Source organism: Hymenobacter sp. 102, from assembly GCF_049949205.1.
Lineage (GTDB): Bacteria > Bacteroidota > Bacteroidia > Cytophagales > Hymenobacteraceae > Hymenobacter.
The window spans coordinates 3,004,907-3,029,522 of record NZ_CP188172.1 but is presented as its reverse complement, the minus strand read 5'-3'; the positions used below and the strand labels follow the sequence as shown (position 1 = coordinate 3,029,522).

Annotated in this window: 23 protein-coding genes and 1 pseudogene; 6 read left to right on the top strand and 18 right to left on the bottom strand. The window is 61.7% G+C overall.

All coding sequences use genetic code 11. From position 1 onward, the window contains the following. Positions 1-96: 96 nt before the first annotated feature. The gene (locus ACN19L_RS13000; protein WP_426489926.1) at positions 97-1,026 is read left to right on the top strand and encodes a DUF6624 domain-containing protein; all 930 of its coding nucleotides are present in this window, start codon (positions 97-99) and stop codon (positions 1,024-1,026) included. 147 nt (positions 1,027-1,173) lie between these two features. Here the strand turns inward: ACN19L_RS13000 and ACN19L_RS12995 are convergent, their stop codons facing one another. Together ACN19L_RS12995 and ACN19L_RS12990 are read right to left on the bottom strand one after the other, a co-directional pair. Further along, positions 1,174-1,356, bottom strand: coding sequence for a transposase (locus tag ACN19L_RS12995; protein ID WP_426489925.1), 183 nt, complete (start codon positions 1,354-1,356; stop codon positions 1,174-1,176). A gap of 20 nt (positions 1,357-1,376) precedes the next feature. Then, positions 1,377-1,505 (bottom strand): annotated as a pseudogene (locus ACN19L_RS12990) (IS481 family transposase); the annotation flags it as partial. A gap of 620 nt (positions 1,506-2,125) precedes the next feature. Between ACN19L_RS12990 and ACN19L_RS12985 the strand changes: the two are divergent. The 3 genes from ACN19L_RS12985 (at position 2,126) to ACN19L_RS12975 (ending at position 5,791) form a co-directional block, all read left to right on the top strand. After that, positions 2,126-4,507: a ribonucleoside-diphosphate reductase subunit alpha gene (locus tag ACN19L_RS12985; protein WP_426489924.1), complete on the top strand. Its 2,382-nt coding sequence runs from the start codon at positions 2,126-2,128 to the stop codon at positions 4,505-4,507. Position 4,508: 1 nt separating this feature from the next. Beyond that, the gene (locus ACN19L_RS12980) at positions 4,509-4,814 is read left to right on the top strand and encodes a hypothetical protein (protein WP_426489923.1); all 306 of its coding nucleotides are present in this window, start codon (positions 4,509-4,511) and stop codon (positions 4,812-4,814) included. 377 nt (positions 4,815-5,191) lie between these two features. After that, the gene (locus tag ACN19L_RS12975) at positions 5,192-5,791 is read left to right on the top strand and encodes a hypothetical protein (protein ID WP_426489922.1); all 600 of its coding nucleotides are present in this window, start codon (positions 5,192-5,194) and stop codon (positions 5,789-5,791) included. 365 nt (positions 5,792-6,156) lie between these two features. Here ACN19L_RS12975 and ACN19L_RS12970 read toward each other — a convergent pair whose 3' ends face one another. The 6 genes from ACN19L_RS12970 to ACN19L_RS12945 all read right to left on the bottom strand — a co-directional run bounded on the left by ACN19L_RS12970 (position 6,157) and on the right by ACN19L_RS12945 (position 11,713). Beyond that, entirely contained in the window at positions 6,157-7,503 is a 1,347-nt protein-coding gene (locus tag ACN19L_RS12970) for a sensor histidine kinase (protein WP_426489921.1), read from the bottom strand. Continuing rightward, positions 7,500-8,189: a response regulator gene (locus ACN19L_RS12965; protein ID WP_426489920.1), complete on the bottom strand. Its 690-nt coding sequence runs from the start codon at positions 8,187-8,189 to the stop codon at positions 7,500-7,502. Before ACN19L_RS12965 ends, ACN19L_RS12970 begins: the two co-directional genes overlap by 4 nt. A gap of 93 nt (positions 8,190-8,282) precedes the next feature. Next, complete coding sequence (locus ACN19L_RS12960) at positions 8,283-9,101, bottom strand: hypothetical protein (protein ID WP_426489919.1); 819 nt, start codon at positions 9,099-9,101, stop codon at positions 8,283-8,285. Positions 9,102-9,404: 303 nt separating this feature from the next. Continuing rightward, positions 9,405-10,706 (bottom strand): MFS transporter, encoded by a 1,302-nt coding sequence (locus ACN19L_RS12955; protein ID WP_426489918.1) that lies wholly within the window; start codon positions 10,704-10,706, stop codon positions 9,405-9,407. A 45-nt stretch (positions 10,707-10,751) separates the two neighbouring features. Beyond that, on the bottom strand, positions 10,752-11,123 hold the full coding sequence (locus tag ACN19L_RS12950) for a DMT family protein (RefSeq protein WP_426489917.1): 372 nt from the start codon (positions 11,121-11,123) through the stop codon (positions 10,752-10,754). Positions 11,124-11,434: 311 nt separating this feature from the next. Then, positions 11,435-11,713: a hypothetical protein gene (locus tag ACN19L_RS12945; RefSeq protein WP_426489916.1), complete on the bottom strand. Its 279-nt coding sequence runs from the start codon at positions 11,711-11,713 to the stop codon at positions 11,435-11,437. 178 nt (positions 11,714-11,891) lie between these two features. Here ACN19L_RS12945 and ACN19L_RS12940 point away from each other — a divergent pair, with 178 nt between their 5' ends. After that, positions 11,892-12,179: a hypothetical protein gene (locus tag ACN19L_RS12940; RefSeq protein ID WP_426489915.1), complete on the top strand. Its 288-nt coding sequence runs from the start codon at positions 11,892-11,894 to the stop codon at positions 12,177-12,179. 99 nt (positions 12,180-12,278) lie between these two features. Here the strand turns inward: ACN19L_RS12940 and ACN19L_RS12935 are convergent, their stop codons facing one another. Continuing rightward, positions 12,279-12,581, bottom strand: a complete 303-nt coding sequence (locus ACN19L_RS12935; RefSeq protein WP_426489914.1) for a hypothetical protein — start codon at positions 12,579-12,581, stop codon at positions 12,279-12,281. A 174-nt stretch (positions 12,582-12,755) separates the two neighbouring features. Between ACN19L_RS12935 and ACN19L_RS12930 the strand changes: the two genes are divergently transcribed. Next, positions 12,756-13,967 carry a TPM domain-containing protein gene (locus ACN19L_RS12930; protein ID WP_426489913.1) on the top strand — a complete coding sequence of 404 codons (1,212 nt, stop codon included), beginning with the start codon at positions 12,756-12,758 and terminating at the stop codon, positions 13,965-13,967. 32 nt (positions 13,968-13,999) lie between these two features. On the opposite strand, the gene ACN19L_RS12925 is transcribed toward ACN19L_RS12930, so the two are convergent. From ACN19L_RS12925 to ACN19L_RS12885, 9 genes are all read right to left on the bottom strand, one after another. Beyond that, on the bottom strand, positions 14,000-15,643 hold the full coding sequence (locus ACN19L_RS12925) for an MFS transporter (protein WP_426489912.1): 1,644 nt from the start codon (positions 15,641-15,643) through the stop codon (positions 14,000-14,002). 144 nt (positions 15,644-15,787) lie between these two features. Beyond that, complete coding sequence (locus ACN19L_RS12920; RefSeq protein WP_426489911.1) at positions 15,788-16,090, bottom strand: hypothetical protein; 303 nt, start codon at positions 16,088-16,090, stop codon at positions 15,788-15,790. A gap of 315 nt (positions 16,091-16,405) precedes the next feature. After that, positions 16,406-16,819, bottom strand: a complete 414-nt coding sequence (locus ACN19L_RS12915) for a hypothetical protein (RefSeq protein ID WP_426489910.1) — start codon at positions 16,817-16,819, stop codon at positions 16,406-16,408. A 98-nt stretch (positions 16,820-16,917) separates the two neighbouring features. Continuing rightward, positions 16,918-17,289 carry a hypothetical protein gene (locus ACN19L_RS12910; RefSeq protein ID WP_426489909.1) on the bottom strand — a complete coding sequence of 124 codons (372 nt, stop codon included), beginning with the start codon at positions 17,287-17,289 and terminating at the stop codon, positions 16,918-16,920. Positions 17,290-17,385: 96 nt separating this feature from the next. Next, complete coding sequence (locus ACN19L_RS12905; RefSeq protein WP_426489908.1) at positions 17,386-18,819, bottom strand: M56 family metallopeptidase; 1,434 nt, start codon at positions 18,817-18,819, stop codon at positions 17,386-17,388. Next, the gene (locus tag ACN19L_RS12900) at positions 18,819-19,187 is read right to left on the bottom strand and encodes a BlaI/MecI/CopY family transcriptional regulator (protein ID WP_426489907.1); all 369 of its coding nucleotides are present in this window, start codon (positions 19,185-19,187) and stop codon (positions 18,819-18,821) included. The genes ACN19L_RS12905 and ACN19L_RS12900 overlap by 1 nt, the downstream gene beginning before the upstream one ends. Positions 19,188-19,594: 407 nt before the next feature. Continuing rightward, positions 19,595-21,724, bottom strand: a complete 2,130-nt coding sequence (locus tag ACN19L_RS12895; protein ID WP_426489906.1) for a M13 family metallopeptidase — start codon at positions 21,722-21,724, stop codon at positions 19,595-19,597. Positions 21,725-21,964: 240 nt separating this feature from the next. After that, complete coding sequence (locus tag ACN19L_RS12890) at positions 21,965-24,055, bottom strand: M13 family metallopeptidase (protein WP_426489905.1); 2,091 nt, start codon at positions 24,053-24,055, stop codon at positions 21,965-21,967. 133 nt (positions 24,056-24,188) lie between these two features. Further along, on the bottom strand, positions 24,189-24,614 hold the full coding sequence (locus tag ACN19L_RS12885) for a hypothetical protein (protein ID WP_426489904.1): 426 nt from the start codon (positions 24,612-24,614) through the stop codon (positions 24,189-24,191). Positions 24,615-24,616 lie beyond the last annotated feature (2 nt).

Sequence of the window (24,616 nt, the reverse complement as noted above, 5' to 3'; positions counted from 1 at the left end):
TTTGCCCGAACGGGTAGCGGGGCGAGTATAGCCGTTGATGGCGACCAAGCATTATTTTCAAACCCAGACAATTATCCTACAATCTTTCCCATTTGTATGAAGAAGATTTCTGTACTGATGACCGTTCTGCTGCTGAGTTGCCGCGTGGCGTTTGCCCAAAGTGAATTCCGCAAGCTCAACCAGCAGGCAGCCGATGCCTACGCAGCCAAAAACTACCGGAGTTCCGGGGCGCTGTACGACCAAGCTTTCAAACAGGCGAAGGCCCAGCCCACCAGCACCGACTTCTACAACGCCGCCTGTACCTGGGCCCTGGCCGGCGACGCCACCAAAGCCTTCCTGTACCTGGACAAAGCCACTACGGCGGGCTGGGAAAACGTGGCCCACGTACAACAGGACACCGACCTGACGACTCTCCACACCGACAAGCGCTGGCAGCCCATGCTTACCCGGCTACAAGCCGCCGTGGCGAAGCGGGAGGCCAGCTATAACAAGCCCCTGAAGCAGCAGCTGGATTCCATCTATGCCCTGGACCAGGGCGGCCGCGTGAAGTACGATGCCATAGCCAAGCAATACGGGGAGAAATCAGAACAGATGACGGCGCTGTGGAAGGAGATAGAAGCCAACGACCAGCGCAACCTCAAAACCATCAAGCAGCTGCTGGATACTCACGGCTGGCCTACCAAGGCGGAGGTGGGCAGCATGGGCACCCAGACGGTACTCCTGGTAATTCAGCACTCCGACCTGCCCACGCTGGAAAAGTACCTGCCCATGGCCAAACAGGCCACCGACCGGGGCGACCTGGCCCAATCGGCTTACGCGCTGATGCAGGACCGGCTGCTGATGTGGCAGGGCAAGCCGCAGCTATACGGCAGCCAGCTCACTACCGACCAGAAAACCGGCAAAATGGTGTTTCACCCCATTGCCGACGAAGCCCACGTGGATGAGCGCCGGGCCGCCATTGGTATGGAGCCGCTGGCCAGCTACGCCAAACGCTTCGGGTTGGAGTACCGCGTACCGGCTAAGTAATATAATCAGCCTCCCCGCTACTGCATGGAAGTATTCAACGCACTGACCCACAAAGCCAGTGCAGCCATTCGTCAGCATATAGGCTCCTAGCTGATTTTTGAAGCTACAGGGCGGATTCCTAACTAGGAATTGTTAACGGTCACGCAACTAAAGGACGGCTACGGCCAGGAGAATAAAGGCCAAGAAGTGTGTATCCAATTTGTCGTAGCGGGTGGCTACCCGTCGGAACTGCTTGAGGCGGCTGAAGAGCCGCTCGATGGGGTGGCGCTGGGCGTAGCGGGCCGCGTCGTAAGCCTGCGGGTGGCTGCGTTTGCATCGGGGAGGAATCACGGCCCGTATGCCGCAGCGGGCCACTTGGCCACCGTTTTAGGGTTGATGCTGTAGCGCGTGGCTAGGCTTTGTAGGCTTTCCTGGCTGTGTTGGATAGCGCGCCGTATCGCCTGCGTTGTGCGGGCGCTGCCGTGGAGTACTTGTCCCATAGGTCTGTGCGAAATTCCAGCCCGGAAAATACACCATCACTCTCTGGGACTATACAGCTAGTATAGTGAGACAACAGTCTGTTGGTACAGCAGCTCTACTAGGAAGCCCTAAGCCAGCTGACCTGACCGGACTATTCACACCCTAACGGAGTGTCTGAAGCAGGGAGTTGCAAAGCTGATAGTGGCTCATCCTTTCTTAGCGGATGAGAGTATTCGGTGGTTGGTAAACTGAACCGTCTATTCCTAAAGCTAATTCTGCTGATTCCTCCAGTAGATACACCGCCACTGGCTTCCGGGCCGGGGGCGGTTTTTGGTTACGCCCCGGCGCGTTCTTCACCGACAATACCACTTCTATCGGAAATCAGCAACCTAATTTCTAACCGTTTTAGCGGGCTATATAGCAGGGGATGAATTACGAAAAACCGCCTGATTAGCACTATTTTAGGCTTATGTGGAAAACTTCCACGGAATAGGTTTGTCCTGAGTTCCCGGAGCGGATATATTCGGAACCGTTGACCCTCCTTAAAGGCCGGGTCGCACCTTTTTTCTGCTTCGATTCGTTGGCCGGCCCCGCCGGCCGTTCCCATACCTTCAACTCCCCACATCAACCTGCTACGCCTATGCTGGTCATTAAACGCGACGGCCGCCGCGAGTCCGTGAAATTCGATAAAGTCACGGCCCGCATCGAGAAGCTCTGCTACGGACTCAACACGCTTTTCGTGTCGCCGATTGAGGTGGCCAAGAAGGTTATCGACGGCATTTATGACGGCGTAACCACCATTGAGCTGGACAACCTGGCCGCCGAAACGGCCGCCTCGCTCACCACCAAACACCCCGACTACGCTATCCTGGCCGCCCGCATTGCCGTGAGCAACCTGCACAAGGTCACCAGCAAGTCGTTCAGCAGCACCATGAAGCGGCTGCACACCTACGAGGACCCCAAAACCGGCGAAAACGCCTCCCTGATTGCCCAGGACGTGTGGGAAATCGTGCACGCCAACGCCGCTACCCTCGACTCGGCCATTATCTATGACCGGGACTACAACTACGACTACTTCGGCTTCAAAACCATGGAGCGCAGCTACCTGCTGCGCCTGGACGGCCGCGTGGTGGAGCGCCCCCAGCACATGCTGATGCGCGTGGCCGTGGGTATTCACAAGGAAGACATTGAGTCGGCCATTGAGACGTACAACCTGCTGAGTGAGCGGTGGTTCACGCACGCCACGCCCACGCTGTTCAACGCCGGCACGCCCAAGCCCCAGATGTCGTCGTGCTTCCTGCTCACCATGAAGGACGACTCGATTGAGGGCATCTATGACACGCTGAAGAACTGCGCCCTGATTTCGCAATCAGCCGGTGGTATTGGCCTGGCCGTGCACAACGTGCGCGCCACGGGCTCATACATCAAAGGCACCAACGGCACTTCCAATGGCCTGGTGCCCATGCTGAAGGTGTTCAACGATACGGCCCGCTACGTGGACCAGGGTGGCGGCAAGCGCAAAGGCGCTTTTGCCATGTACCTGGAGCCCTGGCACGCCGACATCTTCGACTTCCTGGACCTGAAAAAGAACCACGGCAAGGAGGAAATGCGCGCCCGCGACCTGTTCTACGCCCTCTGGACGCCCGACCTGTTCATGAAGCGGGTGGAAGCCAACGGCGACTGGACGCTGATGTGCCCCAACGAGTGCCCCGGCCTGGACGAGTGCTACGGCGAGGAGTTTGAGCGCCTGTACCAGAAGTACGAGCGGGAAGGCCGCGGCCGGAAAACCATCAAGGCCCAGGACCTGTGGTTTGCCATTCTGGAAAGCCAGACCGAAACGGGCACGCCCTACATGCTGTTCAAGGACGCGGCCAACAGCAAGAGCAACCAGAAAAACCTCGGTACCATCAAGTCGTCGAACCTGTGCACCGAGATTATGGAGTACACCGACAAGGACGAGGTAGCCGTGTGCAACCTGGCCTCGCTGGCGCTGCCTCGCTACGTGCGCCCCGACGAGAAGGGCAACCTCATCTTCGACCACAAGAAGCTGTATGAGGTAACCTATCACGCCACGCTGAACCTGAACAAGGTTATCGACATCAACTTCTACCCGGTGCCCGAGGCCGAGAAGTCGAACTTCCGCCACCGCCCCATCGGGCTGGGCGTGCAGGGCCTGGCCGATACGTTCATTGCCCTGCGCATGCCGTTTGAAAGCGACGAGGCAGCCGGCCTGAACAAGGACATCTTCGAGACCATCTACTTCGCGGCCATGACGGCCTCCAAGGACCTGGCCAAGAAGCAGGGCCCCTATGAGACGTTCAAAGGTTCGCCGCTGAGCCAGGGTCAGTTCCAGTTCGATATGTGGGGCGTTACGCCCGAGTCGGGCCGCTGGGACTGGGAGGCGCTGCGGGCCGAGGTAGTGGAGCACGGCGTGCGCAACTCGCTGCTGGTGGCCCCCATGCCCACGGCTTCTACCGCGCAGATTCTGGGTAATAACGAGTCGTTTGAGCCGTACACCTCCAACATCTACGTGCGCCGCGTGCTGAGCGGCGAGTTTATGGTGGTGAACAAGCACCTGCTGAAAGACCTGGTGAAGCTGGGCCTGTGGAACGAGCAGATGAAGAACGCCATCATTGCCGCCAACGGCTCGGTGCAGGATATCCCCAGCATCCCGCAGAACATTAAGGACCTGTACAAAACGGTGTGGGAAATCTCGCAGCGCCGCATTATTGATATGTCGGCCGACCGGGGCGCCTACATCTGCCAGAGCCAGAGCCTGAACCTGCACGTGCAGAACGTGAACTTTGGTAAGCTCACCAGCATGCACTTCCACTCGTGGAAGAAGGGCCTGAAAACCGGCATGTACTACCTGCGCACCAAAGCCGCCGCCGACGCCATCAAGTTCACGGTGCAGAAGCAAGCCGCCGAAACGCTGGAGCCACTGAACGTATCGGCCCAGAACGCCGCCGACATGGCCTGCTCTCTGGACAACCCCGACGCCTGCGAGGCCTGCGGTTCGTAAGATGTTTGACGTTTATAGTATCGACTTCGGTAAGGTCAACTGGAACTGGTGTCACAGCCTCAGTATTTTGCAGGAGGAAATGGAAGAACTTCTTTCACTTCCTCCTACCAGTTGGCTTTATATTAAAGATGCCGGTGCTTATGAGGTTGTCGGATACACGAAACATCGGAAATTTATTTCGGTTACTTTTACGTTAGAGGATGACCAACTTGTCGTCGAAGACGTAATTTTGCCGAGCTATGAAACCATCCGAGACGTCATCTTCCGCCAATTCACAGCCGGCAACGAGCCTCTCGATGACCGGTAAGACGTTAGAAGCCTACGAACAAAGCAGAAGCAGTGGTCCACTGACGACGCAGGAGTTCCTAGCTCACTTACGTAGAATCGGTAAACTTCCACCTAACGCCAATTGGCCGTTAGCGTCCTGAATTGGATTTCAAAGCCCCAACTGATACGGTTGGGGCTTTTTTATGCTAACAATCATCCATCTAATGCGAGTTTAGTGAAACGTAAACCGCGACCAGCTTTGAAGTAAAGGTTATCCCTCCACTGCCGTAACTCGGCAAACCGATACCGCGCCGTCTGGAGAAATCCGGGCGGCGTTTTTTGTTCAGGCAAGAATCAAAGACCATTCCTGGCACAGTTTTCTATATAGCGTTTTTACACCCTCTTATCTCCTATCGTATGAAACACATTGCTACTCTCTCGCTACTGCTGGGCCTGACGCTGGCTTTCACCGCAAGCTGCTCGAAAGACGACCAGGAACTGCCCGCCCCCGCGCCGGAGCCCACTATGACGTACAGCCGCTCCATCGTGTACCAGGACAACGGCCAGCACCGGGATACCACGTTTCAGGCCGCCCAGTCGCAGGCCTACGTTACCCAAACCGCCCAGAGCCTGGTGGTGGGCGTTAACCCGGCTACCAGCTCCGAAAGCATCAGCTTCGAGCTGAGCCGCCCGAAGCTGCCCGCTGCCCTCACCGGCACCTACACCCTGCAAACCCTGCGCGACCAAACCCTCGACGCGGCATCGACTTACCAGTACCGTCAGCCCGAGAGCCTGGGCGGCGGCAGCATCCTCTACCCCAGCAGCATGCAGCACGTAACGGGCCGCCTCGTTATCAGCAGCTACGATGCGAAGCGGCAGCTGCTGAGCGGCACCTACACCGCCACCCTCACGGGAGCCAGTGACCCCACGGTGGCGTACATGACCTTCCCTAAGCGCAAGTGCGACATCACCGTATCGGGCACCTTCGCCAACATTCCCGTGCGGGCGGTGCAGTAGGCAGGGCGCAACCGGCGTATCAACAGCAACGGCTTCCTCGGTTGAGGAAGCCGTTGTGGTTTTATGGGGGTTTATGCCGCATGTAGAGACGCGACACTTCGCGTCTCCTCGTCGGGGCCCGATGCACGGTGTGCTGTAGGACCGGGGCCGTTCAACGGGGAGACGCGAAGTATCGCGTCTCTACATCGTGCTGCTTTATGCCGGATTGGATAGGCTAAGCATTGTTGCTACACAATCTGCTTGTCATGCAGAGGCGTAGCCGAAGCATCTCGCGTGCTGACGTTGCAATGGCAACCTGATATCAGCACGCGAGATGCTTCGGCTGCGCCTCTGCATGACGTTCTGTTTTTCAGCCTTCTATCTGGCTACTCAGCCAGCGGGGGCAGGCGGAGGCGGGCCCGGAACCAGCCTTCGGATTCTTCCAGCAACAACGGGGCGCCGTGCAGCTCGGCCAGCTGGTTGCTGAGCCAGAGGCCCAGGCCCGCGCCGTTGCTGAGCACGTCGGCCTGGTAGTAGGCGGTGGTGAGGCGGCTCAGGTTGCCGAGGGAGTGGCGGATGGGGTTGGCCACCTCCACGTAGAGCCAGCCGGTGGCGGCTTCCCGGCCAACCGATACGCGCACCTCGCCGCCGGGCAGGGCGTGGCGCAGGGCGTTTTCGAGCAGGTTACCCAGCACGGTGGTGAGCTTATCGGCGTCGGCCGATACGGTGTAGGACGGCACGTCGTCGGCTACGGCCAGGTGCAGGGGGCGGCCGGCACTGCGGAACTGGGGCAGCAGCCGGTCGACGGTAGCCACGGCCAGCTCATCGAGGGGCACCGGGGCGCGGTGCAGCGGCAGGGCCCCGGCCCGCAGGCGGCTGCTGAGCAATAAATCATCGACGAGGCGGCTAAGGCGGCGCACTTCGTTTTGCTGGGCGGCCAGCTGCTGCCGGGCGGCGGCGGGCAGCGCGGGGGTGTGCTGCACGGTGTGCAGACCGGCGTGCAGGGTAGCCAGCGGGGTGCGCAGCTCGTGGGCGGCGGCGGCGAGGAAGTTCTCCTGCAATTGGGCACTTTCGTGGAGGCGGCGCAGCATCTGGTTGAGGGTGCGGGCCAGGTCCTGCACTTCGTCGCCGGTGGCGGGTTCGGGTAGCTGCTGCAGACCCGGGGCCTCGTGGAGGCGGCGGGCCGCGCGGGCCATGCGGCGCAACGGGCGCAGGGCCCGGTGGCCCAGCAGCGCCGCCAGCACCGCGGCCAGGGCCAGGCTACCCAGCAACGCCCAGGCCAGCCGCTGCCGCAGCTGCTGCACCGCCACCGAAAGCGGCTCGCCGGAGTGGGCCAGCCAGAGCGTAACGTACCGGTCCTGGTCGTCGGGGGCAGATTGCAGGCGCACCACGCGCTGGCCCTGCCAGGTAGCGGGCTGGCCCAGCACCAACTGCGGCGGCAGGGGCACGGGAAACGCCGGGGAGCGGAACAGCTCCTGGTCGGGCTGATCGGCGGCGTGGGCCACTACGCGCAGCTGCTCGCCCAGGCCGGGCAGGGGCACGGTGGGCAGGGGCTCGAAGGACGTGCGGGCCAGAAGCTGCCGGGCCTGGCGCAGCAAGAGCTGGTCGTCGGTTTGGTGCAGGGTGTGGGCCAGCTGCCGGTACTGGTAGCCGCTGGCCAGCAGCGTAACGCCCCCAAACACCAGGGCAAACAGCAGCAGCAGCTGCCCCCGCAGGCCCGCCAGCAGCCTCATGCCCGGGCCCCGTCGGCCACGAGGCGGTAGCCGTGCCCCACCACCGTTTCCAGCAGCGGGGGCAGGTGGGGAAACGCCCGGTCGAGCTTGCGGCGCAGCTGCGAGAGGTGCACTTCGATGACGTTGGAGCCCATGTCGTAGTCCACGTCCCACACCTTTTCGGCCATGCGGGTTTTGGTGACCACGCGGCCGGCGTTGCGCAGCAGTAGCTCCAGCAGGGCAAACTCCCGGTTGGTGAGGGTGAGCGGCTGCCCGCCCCGGGTTACGCGGCGCTGCACGGGGTCCAGCTCCAGGTCGGCGAGGCGCAGGGTGGTGGCCCCGGCCCCGGTGGCTTTGCGCTGCACAATGCGCAGGCGGGCCAGCAGCTCATCAAACTCAAACGGCTTGCGCAGGTAATCCACCGCCCCCGCATCGAGCCCCCGAATGACGTGGGCCGTGTCGCTGAGGGCGCTCAGGATGATAACCGGCGTACTGAGGCCGAACTCGCGCAGGTTGCCCAGCACCTCAAACCCGTTCTGGCCGGGCAGCATCAAATCGAGCAGAATCACGTCGTAGGGCGTGGTGGCGGCCAGCTCCAGACCGGCCGCGCCGTTGTCGGCTACATCAGCCACGTGGCCGGCCTGGCGCAGGCCCTGCTGCACAAAGGCCGCCAGCCGGGCTTCGTCTTCAATCAGGAGGATTCGCATACGAAATGTTGAGGGAGGGAGCGGGTAGAAGCAACAGGGGCCCACCGGCACAGTACGCGCAGATGGGCCGGGTGGGCTGCCTGGCGAGGTCAGTTATTGGAGCAGGAACCGCACGCCGTCGAGGGTGAGGGTTTCGGCCCGCAGGCTGCGCACGGGGCGCAGGGCTACTTCGCCGGGGCGGGGCGTGTGCAGGTAGCCGGTGGCTTCTACGGTGGCTCCGGTACGCAGCTTGGCGCTCAGCTGCTCGGCGGCGTGCGGGGGTACGCGCACAATGGTCTGGTCACTCATGATGAGGCCGTTCACGCGGCCCTGCCGGTCTTTGCGCAGGCTGCTCACGGTGCCTTTCACGGTGGAGGAAGCCTCGGTGGGCGGGGTGGCGGGCGGCGTAGGCGGGGTGGGCTTAATGGTTTGGCCCCCAGCCGTGAGGGACACCAGGTGCAGGGCGGCGCGGCCATCGGGGCCGGGGTGGCGGAAACCCGTTACGGTTACCCGGCTGCCGGCTTTGGCGGCGGCCATGAGCTGCTGGGCCGCGTGGCGGGGCAGGCGCACGGTATCGGTGGCGGAGCCGGTGTTCAGCACGAAGCCATCCACAATTTGCTCATCATTAGTAGCCACGTACTGGGTAAGGGTGCCGCTGAAGTCGGACAGCTCCTGCACGGCACGGGGGGCCGGCCGGCCGGGCTTGTGGACAGGGCCAGCGGGGTGGCCGGGTCCGCCGGGAGGTGGCGGGGGCAGTTGGGGCGCGCCGGCCGGGGCACCCGCTACAGGCGGGGCGGGCACGGCGGCCGTGGTGGCGCCAGCGGCGCGGGCAGCTTTGCGGGCGGCGCGGGTTTGCTGGGCGTGGGCTTCGGGGGCAGCCGCGGCGGCCAGCAACAGGACCAGAAGGGGAAGCTTGGGCAGGGAATGAGACATGGTAGCAGTTGGTTACGGCAACCGGTTTGTTCCGATTACTGACCCAAAGGTGCCAGCACCACCTGAGGCCGGGCTGAAGCTGAAATTAATTTTTCTTCAGGTGGGCTGAGTCTTGTAGAGCGGTCAACCTCAGAACGTCATTCCGAGCGGCACCGAGGAATCTTGCGTGCTGACGTTGTAGTGCTATTCAACGAAGCAGTAGAGATGCTTCGGCTTCGCTCAGCATGACAGATAGTTTGGCAACGTCAGCACGCGAGATTCCTCGGTGCCGCTCATAATGACGTTCTAACGTAAGTACCCGCCCTACCCCGCAGCCGCAGCATCAGCAGGCTTCTCCGCAGCTGGTTCCTCGGAGGCCAGGGCGGGGTTGGTTTCGGGGACGAAGAGCCAGAAGAATACCAGCGCGGCAGCGGCCACGGCGGCCAGACTCAGGAAGGCGGCCCGGTAGCCGAACTGCTGCACCACGTAGCCGGCCACGGCCGTGCTCAGCGCCGCCCCAATGCCCAAAGCCGTAGTTACGGCGCCCTGCACGAAGTTGAAACGGCCGGAGCCCCGGGTCAGGTCGGCAATCATAATCACGCTGATTACCCCGAAAATGCCCCCGGCCAGCCCGTCCAGGATTTGCACGCCCACCAGGTAGTACGCGTTGCCGCTGAGGATGTAGAGCACACCCCGGATGGGCAGGGCGGCGAAGGCCAACAGGAATATTGGCTTGCGGCCGGCCTCGGTGGGCCGCTTGCTCACCCAGGCCGCCACCGGAATCATCACCAGCTGGGCCACAATAATGCAGGCCGACATAAACAGGGCCGAGGCCTTCGGATGGCCCAGGGCCAGCAGCTGGCCCACCAGCGGCAGCATGGCCGCGTTGGCAAAGTGGAACAGCACCACCGCCCCCGCAAACCGCAGCAGCCGCGGGTTGGCCAGCACCTCCCGGAAGCCCGCAGCCGCGCCTGTGGCCTCAGCGGGAGCATCGGCATCCTCGGTGGGCTCGTCGGCGGGGCCGCTGCCCCGGGCCAGGTCGTGGTTGATGGCCCGGGGGGCAATGCGGAGGGCCGACCAGCTACCCAGCACGCACATCAGGGCCACCAGGTAAAAGATGCCCTCGTAGCGCCAGTAGTAACCGATGAGGCCGGCTAGGGCGGCGGCCAGCACGTTGCCGGCGTGGTTGAAGGCCTCGTTGCGGCCGGTTTGATGGGCGAAACGGCGGTGCCCTACCAGCCCCAGCGTAATGGCCGCCACTACCGGCGCGTACACTGTAGTAGCCGCCCCGGTAAGGGCCTGGGTGAGGTAGATAACCGGCCGAATGGTGAACGTAACGGCAGCCACGCAGCTCAGCGCCACCACCACCGAGGCCAGCACCAGCAGCTCCCGCTTGCGCTTGGTGGTATCTACCAAGGTACCGGCGGGCGTTTGGAGCAGCACGGCCACCAGCCCCGGCAAAGCCATAGCCACCCCAATGGGGCCCGGGGCCCAGTGCCGCACCGTAAGCAGGTAAATGGCCAGGTACGGGCCCACGCCGTCGCGCACGTCGGCCAGGAACAGGTTCAGCGGGGCCAGGGCCCGTACGCTGCGCCGCTTGGCGGCGGCCGAGTCAGAAACCGGCATGAACAGCAAAAGAAACAGCAGTTGAAGGCACTTGCGCAGCCCGGACTACCACTTCTTGAAGATGAAAAACACGGCCAGCACAATCAACCCGAAACCCACCAGATGATTCCAGGCCAGCTTCTCGGTTTTGAAGACGTACACCGTGATGAGCGTAAACACAATCAGCGACACGGCTTCCTGAATAGTTTTCAGCTCGAACAGGGAGAATGGGCCACCGTCTTCCTTATAGCCGATGCGGTTAGCGGGCACCTGGAAGATGTACTCGAAAAAGGCCAGCCCCCAGCTAATCATGATTACTCCGAACAGGGTAATGTTGCGGAAGGCGGGCATGGTTTTGAACTGCAGGTGCCCGTACCAGGCCAGCGTCATGAACACGTTGGAGAGGATGAGCAGGCCAATGGTGGCAAATACTTTCATGAGGGGAGGAAAGAGGTAGAACAGAAACGGCGAAGTACGCAACGGCACATTAAGAATGGCTGAAGTCCATCTGAAGATATCTTCAGCTAAGCATCAGGCGGCGGGGCATTTTCGTGTACATACGTTGATCAGCAAGCTGAGCCGTACCAATTGCTTTCGTTCTGCTGAAAAATAGTGTAGGCTAACCAACGCAGCTCCGGTACAGGCCTAAGCTGCTACCCGTTTACTGGAAACCCGGTGGAATCCAGCAAAAAACAAAAAAGGCTTCCGCTAGCTGCGGAAGCCTTTTTTCTCATGCCGACCGGCAACATCTAGTGACGACCGTGACCGTGACCATGCCCCCGGCCGTGTCCGTGGCCGCGGGGAGCGTAATACACGGGCTGGGCAGGCACCAGCAGTACGGGGCGGGGCTGGTAATAATGCCGCTTGGGAGCTTTCCACTTGCGGGAATGATGGTGCTCCCGCACCACTACCACCGGCGGAGGCGGAGCCGGGCGGCCAACATTGATGACGACCTGCGCACGGGCCGGTGCGGCAAAGGCCAGAGCCGCCGCGGTAAGCAATGCGGCCGGAATAAAGAACTTAGGCATACGTGTGAGGGTGAAGAAGTAAAAGAAGATAAAGACCCGGGGGCGGGGTAGCAATCTGCTCAAAAAACACGCCAGCTTCATCTTCGGTCCTTAGCTTGCTGGCCGGCTCAACCGTATTGCGGACTTGCCACGTACGGAGGCTCACTCAGTTTATTTCACCGCTTTACACCTCACCGCAATGCTACGCACCGCTTTCCTGGGCCTGCTGCTCACAACTGCCACCGCCACTGTGGCCCAGACTACGCCCACCCGCAAACCCGCTCCGACGCACGCCGCCTCCCGCCCGCAGCCGGCTTCCGCCAAAACCGCTTCCGACGGCCAGGGCGAGTATGTGGCCCCCGATATGACCGGCGCCCCCAACGACCGGGTCACCACCGACTACTCCAACCGCCCCCTGAAAAAGTCTGCCAAGGGCACTTCTACTCTTTCCTCGCAGCCAAAGTCCGCGCCGGCCAATAAGCAGTAACGGCCGCCCGCTCACCAATGCCTACGCCCACCGCCCCGCCCTATCTCCTGATAACCACAGGATGCGGGCCGGTGGGCGTACTACGCAAAATAAGCGTGCTTACGGCCGCCTGCGGGCGTCCCGGCGCGGCTGCGGGGTGGGCGCCACCTGCACCGAATCGACAGTTACCTGGCCGGTGGGCAGCTTGGGCTGGGCCAGTACCCCGTTGGGATTTACCTGAGTGGGTATGGGCAGGGGCTCGGCCTTGGCCTGGCCTACCCCCGAGGGCAGCGTAACGCCGGGCACCGGACTGATGCGCTCCGTAGGATGGTGGCGGGTGGGCGTTACGGGCGGGCGGTTCTGGGCCTGCACAGCCGGGCCGGCAACACCGCAAAACAGCATGAGAGAAAGGAAGCGGCGCATAGCGGTGGGAACAAGGATGAAGTTGGCCGGCAGATTCTCTAATGCCCTACCAGGCCATTTCTGATTTACGGACCCGCCCCGGGAATGTTCCTGCTTTAGGACTCGGAAACGCCCGGTTGCCCCAGTGCGTATTCACCTGAAAATCCGATACCTCATCCGTCCTTGCCCCCTGCCATGAATCGTTTTCTGCTACTACTGCTGCTGTTGGTCAGCAGCACCATTTTTGCGGTCCGGGCCCAATCAGCCGATGGTGTGCCGCCGCGCCCTGTCCCGTTTCGCTTTGTCACCGATGAGGCGCAGCTGCTGAGCCCCGCCGATGCGAAAACCCTGGAAACTGGTCTGCGCCGCTATGCCGATCAGAACGGCACCCAGTTAGTAGTGGTTACCGTACCGTCGTTGGGCGGGCAGTCGGTGGCGGAATATGCCCGGGCACTGGGTACCAGCTGGGGTATCGGACAGCGAGGTAAGAACAATGGAATAGTAGTGCTGCTCAGCAAGCAGGAGCGCGCCCTCAGCATTCAGGCTGGCGCCGGACTGCGCAGCCGCCTCACTCCGGAAGTTACCGACCGGGTTATCAACCAGATGACGCCCCGCTTCAAACAGGGTAACTACTTCGCCGGGCTCCGCCAGGGTCTGAACTCCCTGATGTACGCTGCCGACCCCAGCTCGGCTCCGCAAGCCACCGAAACGCCCGCCGCTGCACCCGGCACCGATGCCTCCGCTGCCGACTACGGCACGGCCTCCGGTCCTGTTGAGCTGAGTGCCCCGGCTCCCGAGCCCGTAGCCACCACGCCGGTTGAGCCGGAAGCGTCGGGCTTTGGCCTGGGTACGCTGGTATTGGGCGTTGTGGTGCTTGGTGGCGGCTTGTGGCTGATATCGAAGCTGTTCCGGCGGCGCAGCAACCCGGCCCCGGATGGCACGCCCGATTTTTTGCCCAACCAGCCCACTGGCCCGGCCGGCAACTATGGCCGCGCCGGCTACGGCGGACAAACCGGCCCCGATTTTCTGTCGAACCGGAGCAACAGCGGGAGTAGCGGAATGGGCAACGTGCTGCTGACTGGCGCCGCCGCCGCCGCCGGAGCGTACGTAGGCAACCGGATGGCCAACCGCAACGACGACGATGCCTCTCCTCTCTCCCCCAGTTCACCGGCCAGCCCGCTCGATGTGCCCTCCACAGACAACAACGCTGCCAGCAGTGGGGGATTTCCGTTTCTGGACGGAGGTGAAACACAAGCCGATAATGCCCCGGACTATTTTGCGCCCGATAATTCGGGCAGTGAGCCGGATTATTTCTCCTCCGATACCTCCTCCTACGATGATACCTCCTCCGGTGACACCGGCGGCGGGGGCTTCGACGACACCAGCAACAACAACGGGTCCTGGTAACCACCCCGCCGGTTAGCTTTCGACATCCTGGCTCACCGTTGGCTTTCTATGCTCTCAACTGAGGCAGGCAGTTCAATGTTAGAGGCATGGGGAAAAGCCATGAAGCACCGGACCTGCGGGGGCTCTGGTCCGGCGTGAAATTGCCGAACCTGCTCCTCCACCATCTGGTCTTCGCGGGTGAAGCGTAGCTGCTGCCGCTCAAACTCGCCCCAGGTAGCGACATAATAGAATTCCGTGATATAGCCGGGGCGGCTGATATCCGTGTACATACCGGCCCGCAGAGCACCGTTGCGCAGCCGTAACTGGGTAAGTGGGCCTACCGCCTCCCGGAACGCCGCCTGTCGGCCTGGATGTACTTGGTATTCTACCATCACAATCACGGGGCCGTCGTCTGCCTCCACCCCCTCCGGCGCGGCCGGGCCGGGCTCCACAGTAGCGGGGTCGAGGTTGAGGCCCTCGGCGGAGTGCATAGGAAATGGGAAGGCCAACAGCAGACTCAGCAGCATCCAGACGGCAGCGGCCAGCAGGGCTACCAGCAGCGAGGCCCGGTCGGCCAGCTCGCCCCAGGCTACGCTACCCAGCGCCAGGCCCGCCTGAAACACCAGCATGTACACGCTCACTACCCGGGCTTGTACCCAGCGGGGTACGTGTAGCTGCACGGTTGTACTGAAGCTGGTCATCACCATCAGCCACGCTACCCCCGACAGAAACATTACCGGAAATAACCCCACTTCGGTAGGCATGAGCGCCAGCCCCAGGTTAGTCCCGATAAACATGGCCGAACCCAGCAGTACCCGTTGGTCATAGGTCAGCCGTTTTCCGGCCCGCCCCATCAGAAAAGCCCCCGTAATGGCCCCTGCCCCCAGCCACGACAGCAATACGCCGTAGGAGCCCGAGCTCAGGTGCAACCGCCGCGCCGCCACCACTGAAAGCAACGCCCACATGGCGCTGGCCCCGAAGGCAAATGCAAACGTGCGCACCAGCACCGCGTAAATGGCCGGCGAATACTGCACGTACCGCAGCCCCGTGCGCAGGGCCCCGGTGAAATTTTCCGCCGGACCGCTGCTTTCCGGCGCGGGCCGACGCCAGGCATACACCACCCACCATGTACCGAGAAATGAGACGCCGTTCAGCAAAAACACGTACCCCGCCGAGTAGTGCGCAATGATCAGGCCACCCAGCGCCGGCCCAATAGCCCGGGCAATGTTGTTGCTCACGCCGTTAAGGGTGATGGCAAATGGCAGCGCCGGACGCGGTACCAGCTCTACCGTTACGGTTTGCCAGATGGGCATATTTACTGCGGCTCCAATGCCCAGCAGAAAGGTAAGCCCCAGCACGGCCAGCGCCGAAACCTCACCAGCCAGGGTGAGGCCGCCCAGCGCCAGTGCCACCACTGCCATAAATCCCTGGGTTACCAGCAGTAATCGGCGGCGGTCTACCAAATCACCGAAGGCCCCGGCCGGCAGCCCCAGCAGAAAGGCGGGCAAACTGGTGGCCGTCTGCATCAGGGCTACCAGCAGGGCGGAGGTCGTCAGGGTAGTTACCAGCCACACCCCGGCCACGTTCTGCATCCAGGTACCAATGTTCGATACTACCGAGGCAATCCAGATAGCCCGAAACACAGGGTAAAGCATCGGGGTGCGCAGGGATGCCGGCGCGGAAGTGGGCAGAACCATGGGGAGGGAAACAGTGCACCTACATAACTCCCGAAGGCTGTGCCGGGTTATAATGCAGTGCCCGCGGGGCTCTACTACGCAAAACAGCCGTTTCCCAGAACAGAAAACGGCTGTTTTTACGAGGTTGCCCTGCTGCGAAGTAGTTTACTTTTTCAGCGTGCGTACGGGTGTACCTACTTTCACGCTTGGCGTGCGGTTGCGTTTCTTCTTTTGGGCTTTCACCCGCAGCCGCCACCGTTTATATACACCCAGCTTCTTCATTTTATGGCGGCTATTACCCCGGTAGGGCTTGTAGTTGGGGCGCCCCCGCCGGTATGACTTGCGAAACAGTGAGCTGCTGCTACTCATTTCGGTACCAGCCGGACTAGCCGCCGGCCGGGCCAGAACCACCTCTGGTTCCAGCAGCATTACGAAGGCCAAAAGCAACAAGAGTAGTGTTTTGAACATAAGACAGGAAAGAGAAGTGGTGAAAGGGATACAGACCGTAAAATTTGCGCAGCACATACTACCCACATATTACTCAGTGTGAAAGTATAGCAAATGACGATACTAAAAAAATTCATATTTTCATGAATATTTTGGACATCAAATATTCCAAATAAAATATTGGATTATACCTATAAAACCCGTGTATATACCAGTAACAATAAGCTACCATGTTGCCGTTCTTCTGGCACCCTGGCACAAAGCAAAAACCTCTGCCCGTCTGGACAGAGGTAAAGCATAGCGGTAGTTACAGGAATCTTTTTGGCTGTGGATAAGCTACACCCGGGAGCAAAGCCAGCGGACGGCCTCTCCCTCATCAGTAAACTGATTCAGGGAACAATAGTCGCCGTGAGTGTACGGAAGCGCTGGCAGGCTATCATCATGCACGTCATCAGCCTGGTAGGGAGCAATCAGAAACGCCAGGTATACGTGGCCGTTCAGCTGCTGACGAAGTATGGGGTAGAAGTCGGTAGTAAGCCAGTGTACGTCCCGGGCATCAACCTGCACCCGGCGGCGGGAATCAATAAGCCAGCGGCGGCAGGTGTTGCAGGAAGCCGCGTAGCGCAACAATTCCTGGTAACCAGTGCGCAACTCGCCGGACTGGGTGGGCCGGATCCAGCGGGCGGTTACGATGCCCAAATCGGGGCGGTGGGTAAGCTGCAGAAAATCGGCAAGCGAAGTAGAAGTCATGCAAACGACGCTACGTGGCACATAGGGAAGGAAGTATCCCGATACGGGTCAACGGGCGGTTGCGTTGGTACCGTTGAGCTTAACAGTAGCTATACCTACTACGGCTTGACCGGAGGCGCTGTAGTTTCTACCGGACGAATATCGTAGCGGCGATTGAACTCGGCCACGGCCTCGGAGCCTACGTTGCGCTTGGTAACCACAATCATCACCCCATCGGCCGCTTCCGCCCCGAAGATGCGGGTGGCATCGGGCCCTTTCACCACATTCACGCTGGCAATGGTGCGGCGGTTGAGCTGGTTGATGGCCTGCTGGGTGGAAGGCTGCCCATCCAGAAAGTACAGGCTGGGGCCGGTGGCCTGGGCCGGCGCGACGGGAGCAGTCTGGGCGTTGGCAGTGGGAGCAGCAAGCCCCAGCAACAGCAGTAAGCCGGTGCCGAAGGCAGTAGAACGGAAGGCGGTAAGAATACGCATAGGTTTGGGTGGCTTACAAAGTTTGTGCCGCAACCAGCCGAAAAGGGCCGGTCGCCTTCGGCTTCCGGCCCTTTTTACCCTGAATCGGAACTTTTTTTACTGGCTGTCTTTGGTCTTGATCATGATGACGCCCTTTTTGCCCCGCTCCCCGAATTTGGGTAGCGCATCATTAGACAGGGCAAAAGCGGTTACCGACCCAGCCGGTAGAGCCCGAAGCTGCTCCGGCGTAGCTTCCATCTTGTTAATCATGATCAGCCGGCCGCCTATTTCCGCATCCGTCAGCCCCCGACCATCTACCAGTTTGCGGTAGAAGTCGCGGGTGCGGATACTGGCCTCCCCCCCGTCTGTACTCAGCTTGATCTGGTATTTGGCGACGAAGTCGCGCAGGGCCGGGTCGTTCTGGCCTTTTTGCGTTATGACCAGAGCAACGCCGCTGTCAACCCGGTCACCAAAATCCCGACGCAGCGCTGCCATATCAGCCGATTGCTTTGCCTGATTGCTCTTAAATACATGGACGCTATTCACCTTGTTCTCTGGATCCTTATCGGTCGCCTGAAAAGCAGCCTCTTTGGTAGAAGGCAGACCATTCAAAAAGAACAATGCTTCGTCGATGGAAGAACTGTTGATTTTCTGCTGGGTAAGGGGCTGGGGCATTTCGGCCACCTTGGGCGTAGCGCACCCCACGGCCAGGCCAGTTAGCAGGGTAAAACCGGCGGCGTAGCGCAGCAGCTGTCGGCGGGTGGAGGGCTGGGAATTCATCATACGGATACGATTTTTGAGGGTGATAAAGGAGAAAGGCGTAACCAGCGCCGGCCCCGCAGCCAGCGTACTCAGCCGCACCAGGCTATACTGATACTGTTGCGGGGCCAGCTGACTTTCGCGCAGCACGGCGGCATCGGCAATGAACTCCAGGTTTTCCTGGACGGTCCGCAGCCACAGCCACGCGGCGGGGCTGGCCCAGGCCAGGGCCCGGTGCAGGTGGCCCAGCAGCACATCCAAGGTGTGGGCCTGGCGCACGTGCACCCGCTCGTGCAGCAACACCACCGGCAACTCGGCCGGGGCGTGGTGGGCGGGATTGAGGTAGATAGTCCGCCCGAACGAAAACGGACTCACCTCCCCCACCACCGCCCGGAACTTCATCCCATCGGCCTCAGCCGGCCGGGAGGCCCGGTGCAGCTGCCACAGCGCGGTACCCTGCACCAGCAGGAGCAACAGCAATACGCCCACGCCCAGCCCGTAAGTGGCCAGCAGCCACGCTCCATAATCAGGGCCGGATGTGATGGGGGCCACCGCGCCGGGCACGTCGGTCCAGACGGGCACTTCCGCTAACAGTGGTACGGCCGGGGCCGCGGCCGGGCGCAGGCGGCTCCAATCCAGCACCGGATACAGGCCGGCCAGCAGCAAACTTCCCAGCAGGTAGGCCCGGTTGAGCTGATGAAACGTGAGCCGGCGCAGCAGGCCATAGTACACGCCTAGCAGCAGCAACAGCGCTACCTGGGTTTTCAGCAGGTACAGCAGCAGCGCGGGCATCAAGGCCGGGATTTGCGGTTTTCAATCATGTCGATGATGTCCTGCAGCTCTTCGGGGCTGATCTTCTGCTCCTGGGCAAAAAACGATACCAGCTCTTTGTACGAGTTGCGGAAGTAGTTGCCCACAAACGTACCTAGGAACCGGCGGCGGTACTCCTCGGCCGTTACGCTGGGCACGTACCGGAACGTGTTGCCCAGCTTTCGGCTGGTGAGGTAGCCCTTGCGTTCCAGGTTGCGCACCGTGGAGGCCAGCGTAGTGTAGGGCGGGTGGGGCTCAGGCAGCAGTTCCAGCACTTCTTTAATGAATCCACCCCCCAACTGCCAGAAGCCGCGCATGGCATCTTCCTCCGGCTGCGTTAATCGTTCCATTTGATTGCGTTTTTAATTACGAATATTTCGTAATTCTACGAATAAATCATACTAACTGGTTATCAGTCGAAATAATTTTTTTATCAGAAAACAGAAAGGCCGTCTGCACAGCGCAGACGGCCTTTTAATGTTCTGGTTTGATAGGTGAGCGGTGTAAAGACGCAGCACTTCGCGGCTCCTCATTGAACGACCGGAACCACCATCGACAGCCAACGTCAGCAACGAGGAGAAGCCGTTACAGCCGTTTTGTAAACGGTGTACGCTGTAGACGAGACGCGACACTTCGCGTCTCGTCGTTGAACGACGTTGTTCGGGTGATGCGAACGAGGAGACGCGAAGTGTCGCGTCTCTACATCGTCCCGATAACTCCGGCCCGGCCGCCACAACGACGACCGGGCCGGAGCAGGCTACCAGATGCGGGCCCGTTCGGCCTGGGCGCGCACCATTTTGCCCTGGTCTTTGCAGCCGAAGGCCTCATAGAACTCGGGCATGTTCATCAGGGGGCCGTTGGTACGGTACTGGGCCGGCGAGTGGGGGTCGGTGAGGACCTGCTGGCGGATGTATTCGGGGCGGGCGTTGGTGCGCCACACCTGGGCCCAGGCCAGGAAGAAGCGCTGCTCGGGCGTGAAGCCGTCGTAGCGCGGGCGGGGCTGGCTGCCGTAGGTTTTCTGCAGCTGCTTTTCCAGGGCCGAGTAGGCCAGGGCAAGCCCACCGAAGTCGGCCAGGTTTTCGCCCATCGTGAGTTTGCCGTTCACGAACACCGAATCGAGGGGCTGGAAGGCCGAGTACTGGGCCCCTACCATGTCGGCGCGCTTCGTGAATTCGGCCGCGTCTTCCTTGGTCCACCAGTCGCGCAGGTTGCCCTGGGCGTCCGACTGCCGGCCCCGGTCGTCGAAGCCATGGGTGATTTCGTGGCCGATTACCGCGCCCATGCCGCCGTAGTTCACCGCGTCGTCGGCCTTGGGGTCGAAGAACGGGGGCTGCATGATGCCGGCCGGAAACACGATTTCGTTGAGCGAGGAGTTGTAGTAGGCATTCACCGTGGGCGGCGTCATGCCCCACACCTGCCGGTCGATGGGCTTGCCGTAGCGGCTCAGGTTGTCCTTCGACTCCCACTCGCGGGCGGCCAGTACGTTTTTCAGGTACGATTCGCGGCTCATCGAGAGGGCCGAGTAGTCCTTCCACTTATCGGGGTAGCCAATTTTGACGGTGAAGGCGTTGAGTTTCTTGAGCGCCTCCTCCTTGGTGGCCGGGCTCATCCACTCCAGCGCCCGGATATGCTCGCCCATGGCTTCCTTGATGTTGGCCACCATCTGCTGGGCCTTCACCTTTGTTTCGGGCGAGAAGGCCTTATCCACATAGAGCTGACCGAAGGCTTCACCCAGGGCACCATCGGTAGCGCGGAGCATGCGCTTCCAGCGGGGCTGCTGCTGCTTGGCCCCGCTCAGCACCTGCTGAAACCGGAACGACTCATCCCCGAACGACTGGGGCAGCGCCGACATCACCGACGAGGTAAGGTGCCAGCGCAGATAGGTTTTCCAGTCCTGCAGCGGCTCCTGCTTCAGGGCTGAGCTGGCCTCCGCCAAAAACTCGGGCTGACCCACAATTACTTCCTTGGCCGAGCCCAAGCCCAGGGCGGGCAGCATGGTGGGCAGACCCAGGTTGGGGTATTTCTGGGCGGCCTCGGCCACCGTCATCTTGTTATAGTTGGCGTAGGGGTCGCGCAGGGCTACACGGTCCTTGCTGGCTTTGGCGAGCCGGGTTTCGAGGCGCAGCACCGTGGCGGCGCTTTTGGCAGCCGTGGCCGGGCTTTCGCCCAACATCTTGAAGGTGTTGGTGAGGTAGGTGGTGTAGGCCGTACGGATGGCTTTCGAGCGGGCGTCGTCCTTGAGGTAGTAGTCCCGGTCGGGCAGGCTCAGGCCGCCCTGGCTGAGGTAGAGGGCGTACTCGTCGCTCTTTTTGCGGTCCTGGTTTACGCCCAGCCCGAACACCGAGCGGGTTTGCAGGCGCTGGGCCCGCACCAATTCCATTTGCAGCCCTTTGAGGTCCTTCACGGCGTTGATGCGGTTCAGCTCGGGCTGCAGGTATTTCAGGCCAGCTTTATCAATAGCCGCCGAGTCCATGGCCGTGGCGTAGTAGTCGCCTACTTTCTGCAGGTTGGTGCCTTTGGCGGCGGTTTTGTTGGCGGCCGAGGCTTCCAGAATCTGGCGCATCACGGCCTCATTCTGGTTGATAAGCCCGTTCCAGGAGCTCCAGCGCGACTCGGCGGCCGGAATCGGATTGTTCCTGAGCCAGGTGCCCGAAGCGTACTGGAAAAAGTCGTCGCAGGGGTTTACCGATTTATCAATATTGGCCGGGTCGAGGCCGACGCCGGGCAGTACGGGGCCGAGCTGGGCCGTAGCCGAAGCGTCAGCCGAGGCCGGCGCGGCGGCGGGTGGGGTGGTGGCGGTGGTAGCGGGCGTGCTGGCCGCGCAGCCGGCCAGGGCCAGGCCGGCCGCCGTGCCCAGCGTGAGCAGGAAGGTGCGTTGTGAAGTCATTGGTGGAAAATTGGAGGTTGTGGAAGAAGTTGAAGACGTTAAACACTAGAGCTAAGGCTAGTTCCCCTCCTTGGAAAATGTCGCGAATCAAGCGAGTGTGGGCTAGGGGTGGTTGATGGCCGGTAGAACAGTTTTTAGAACTAGATCTAGCATTGTTCTGACGCAAGGTCAACCACCTCTAGCCCACACTCGCTTGATGCGCGACATTTTCCAAGGAGGGGAACTAGTTTTTAGCTTTGGCTACCAAATCACCGCCCGCTCGGCATCCGGGCGCACCATTTTCTGGCCGGGTGTGCAGCCGAAGGCCTGGTAGAACTCGGGCATGTTCATGAGGGGGCCGATGGTGCGGTACTGGCCGGGGGAGTGGGGGTCGGTGAGGATTTGCTGGCGCAGGGCTTCGGGGCGGATGTTCTGGCGGCGCAGCTGGGCCCAGCTCAGGAAGAACCGCTGCTCGGGCGTGAAGCCGTCGATGAGGGGGCGGTTGCCTTTGCCGTACTGCTTGTCGAGCTGCTTCTGCAGGGCCGCGTACACGATGGTGAGGCCGGCGAAATCAGCCAGGTTCTCGCCCATCGTGAGCTTGCCGTTCACGTGCACCGAGTCGAGGGGTGAGAAGGCGTCGTACTGGCGGCCCACCACGGCGGCGCGCTTCGTGAATTCGGCCGCGTCGGCCGGCGTCCACCAGTCGCGCAGGTTGCCTTCGGAGTCGTACTGCCGACCGGAGTCGTCGAAGCCGTGGGTCATTTCGTGGCCCATCACCCCGCCAATGGCCCCGTAGTTCACCGCGTCGTCAGCTTCGGGGTCGAAGAATGGGGGCTGCAGGTAGCCGGCCGGAAACACGATTTCGTTCATCGGCGGGCTGTAGTAGGCGTTGATGGTGGGCGGCGTCATGCTCCACTCGGTGCGGTCAATCGGCCCGCCGAACTTCTTCACGTTCTGCTGGTAGCCCCACTGGCGCGCCGCCAGCACGTTTTTCAGGTACGACTCGCGCGAAATGTTCAGCGCCGAATAGTCCTTCCACTGGTCGGGGTAGCCGATTTTCACGCGCAGGGCGCTGAGCTTCTTGAGGGCTTCCTGCTTGGTAGCGGCGCTCATCCAGGTGTTGGTCTGGATGTGCTCGGCCATCGATTCGCGGATGTTGGCCAACATATCGAGGGCCTTCTGCTTGGCGGCGGGCGAAAACGCCTGGTCCACGTACAGCTGCCCGAAGGCTTCGCCCAGCGTGCCATCGGTGGCGGCCAGCATGCGTTTCCAGCGGGTGGGCTGCTGCTTGGCCCCGCTCTGCACCTGCGCAAACCGGAACGCCTCGTCGCTGAACGCCTTCGGCAGCGCCGCCGGCACCGACGATACCAACTGCCAGCTCAAGTAGGTTTTGAGGTCGGCCAGGGGCTCCTCCTGCAGCACGGCACTCACTTCCCGGAAGAAGTCCGGCTGGCCCACAATCACCTCCTGGGCCGCGCCCAGGCCGTTGCGCTTCAGCAGCGCCGAGGGCTGCAGGTTCGGGAATTGCTTGTCGGCCTCGGCCACCGTCATCTTGTTGTAGCTGGCGTACGGGTCGCGCAGCGAAACCCGGTCTTTACTGGCGCGGGCTAGGCGGGTTTCCACGCGCACCACCGTGGCGGCTTTAGCGGCGGCCGTAGCCTCCGCGTCGCCGAGCAGCTTGAAGGTGTTGGTGAGATAGGTGACGTAGGCGGCGCGCACGGTTTTGGAGCGGGCGTCGTCCTTGAGGTAGTAGTCCCGATCGGGCATACCCAGGCCGCCCTGGCTCATGTTCACAGCGTACACCGAGCTGTTTTTGCGGTCAGGGCTGACGCCGGCCCGGAAGAACGCGCCGGTGCCCAGCGTCTGCTGGCGGGCAATTTCGGCGAGCAGGCCGGGCCGGTCTTTCACGGCGGCAATGCGGGCCAATTCGGGCTTCAGGTAGGTCAGGCCGGCTTTTTCCAGCCCTACCGAATCCATACCGGTAGCGTAGAAGTCGCCCACTTTCTGGCGGTTCGAGCCGGGGGTGGCGGCGCGGTCAGCGGCGGCATCTTCCAGAATGCGGCGCAGCGTGGCCTGGGTCCGGTCGCCGAGCAGATTGCGCGGGCCCCAGCTGCTGGCATAGCCCGGCACGGGGTTGTTGCGCAGCCAGTTGCCACCCGAAAACTGGTAGAAATCCTCGCACGGCGACACGGCGCGGTCTACGTCCTGGGGGTTGATGCTGCGGCCGCCGGTGGTGGAGGCCACGGCCGGCGTGGTAGTGGCGGTGGTGGCGGGCTGGGTGGTGGCGCAGCCGGCCAACGCCAGCAGCAGGGCCGCCGCCCCGGCCGTGTGCGGAGCAGAAAGGTGTTTCATTCAGCGAAATACAGGGTAGGCTTCGCCTAAAGTCGCACCCCGCCAGGAAAGGTTGCGGCTGACGCCTCCCCACGCAGCACGGCCCGTAGCGCAGGATGCGGTACGGGCCGTGGAGGAAGCAACGAGTTCGGAATTACGCCAGCTGCCGCTGCTGCGTCCGGAGCCAGGCAATGGCCTCGCCCTCGTCGGTAAACTGTGCCGACATTGGCTCCCCGGTATGCGGGTGCACCAAGGCAGGAAACGGGGGCGAGTCGGTGGACGCCAGCAACTGAAACGGAGCCAGCAGGAAGGCCACCCGCACCTCCTGCTGTAACAGCTGCAGGCTGGTGGGCGGCACGTGGGTATTCACCCAGTTCGTAATTTCCACGGTAGTACGAAACCGCCGCCGGGCATCCAGCAGCCAGAACCGGCAGTGCGCTTCCTGCGCCGCCTGAAACATGTGCCGGTAGTTTTGCTTGATTTCCTCTTCCCGACTGATTTCCACCATCCATCGTCCCACCAGTATTTCCAGGTCGGGGCGGTACGCAATGGAAAAATCCGGGGTTGAAAAGGCATTCATCT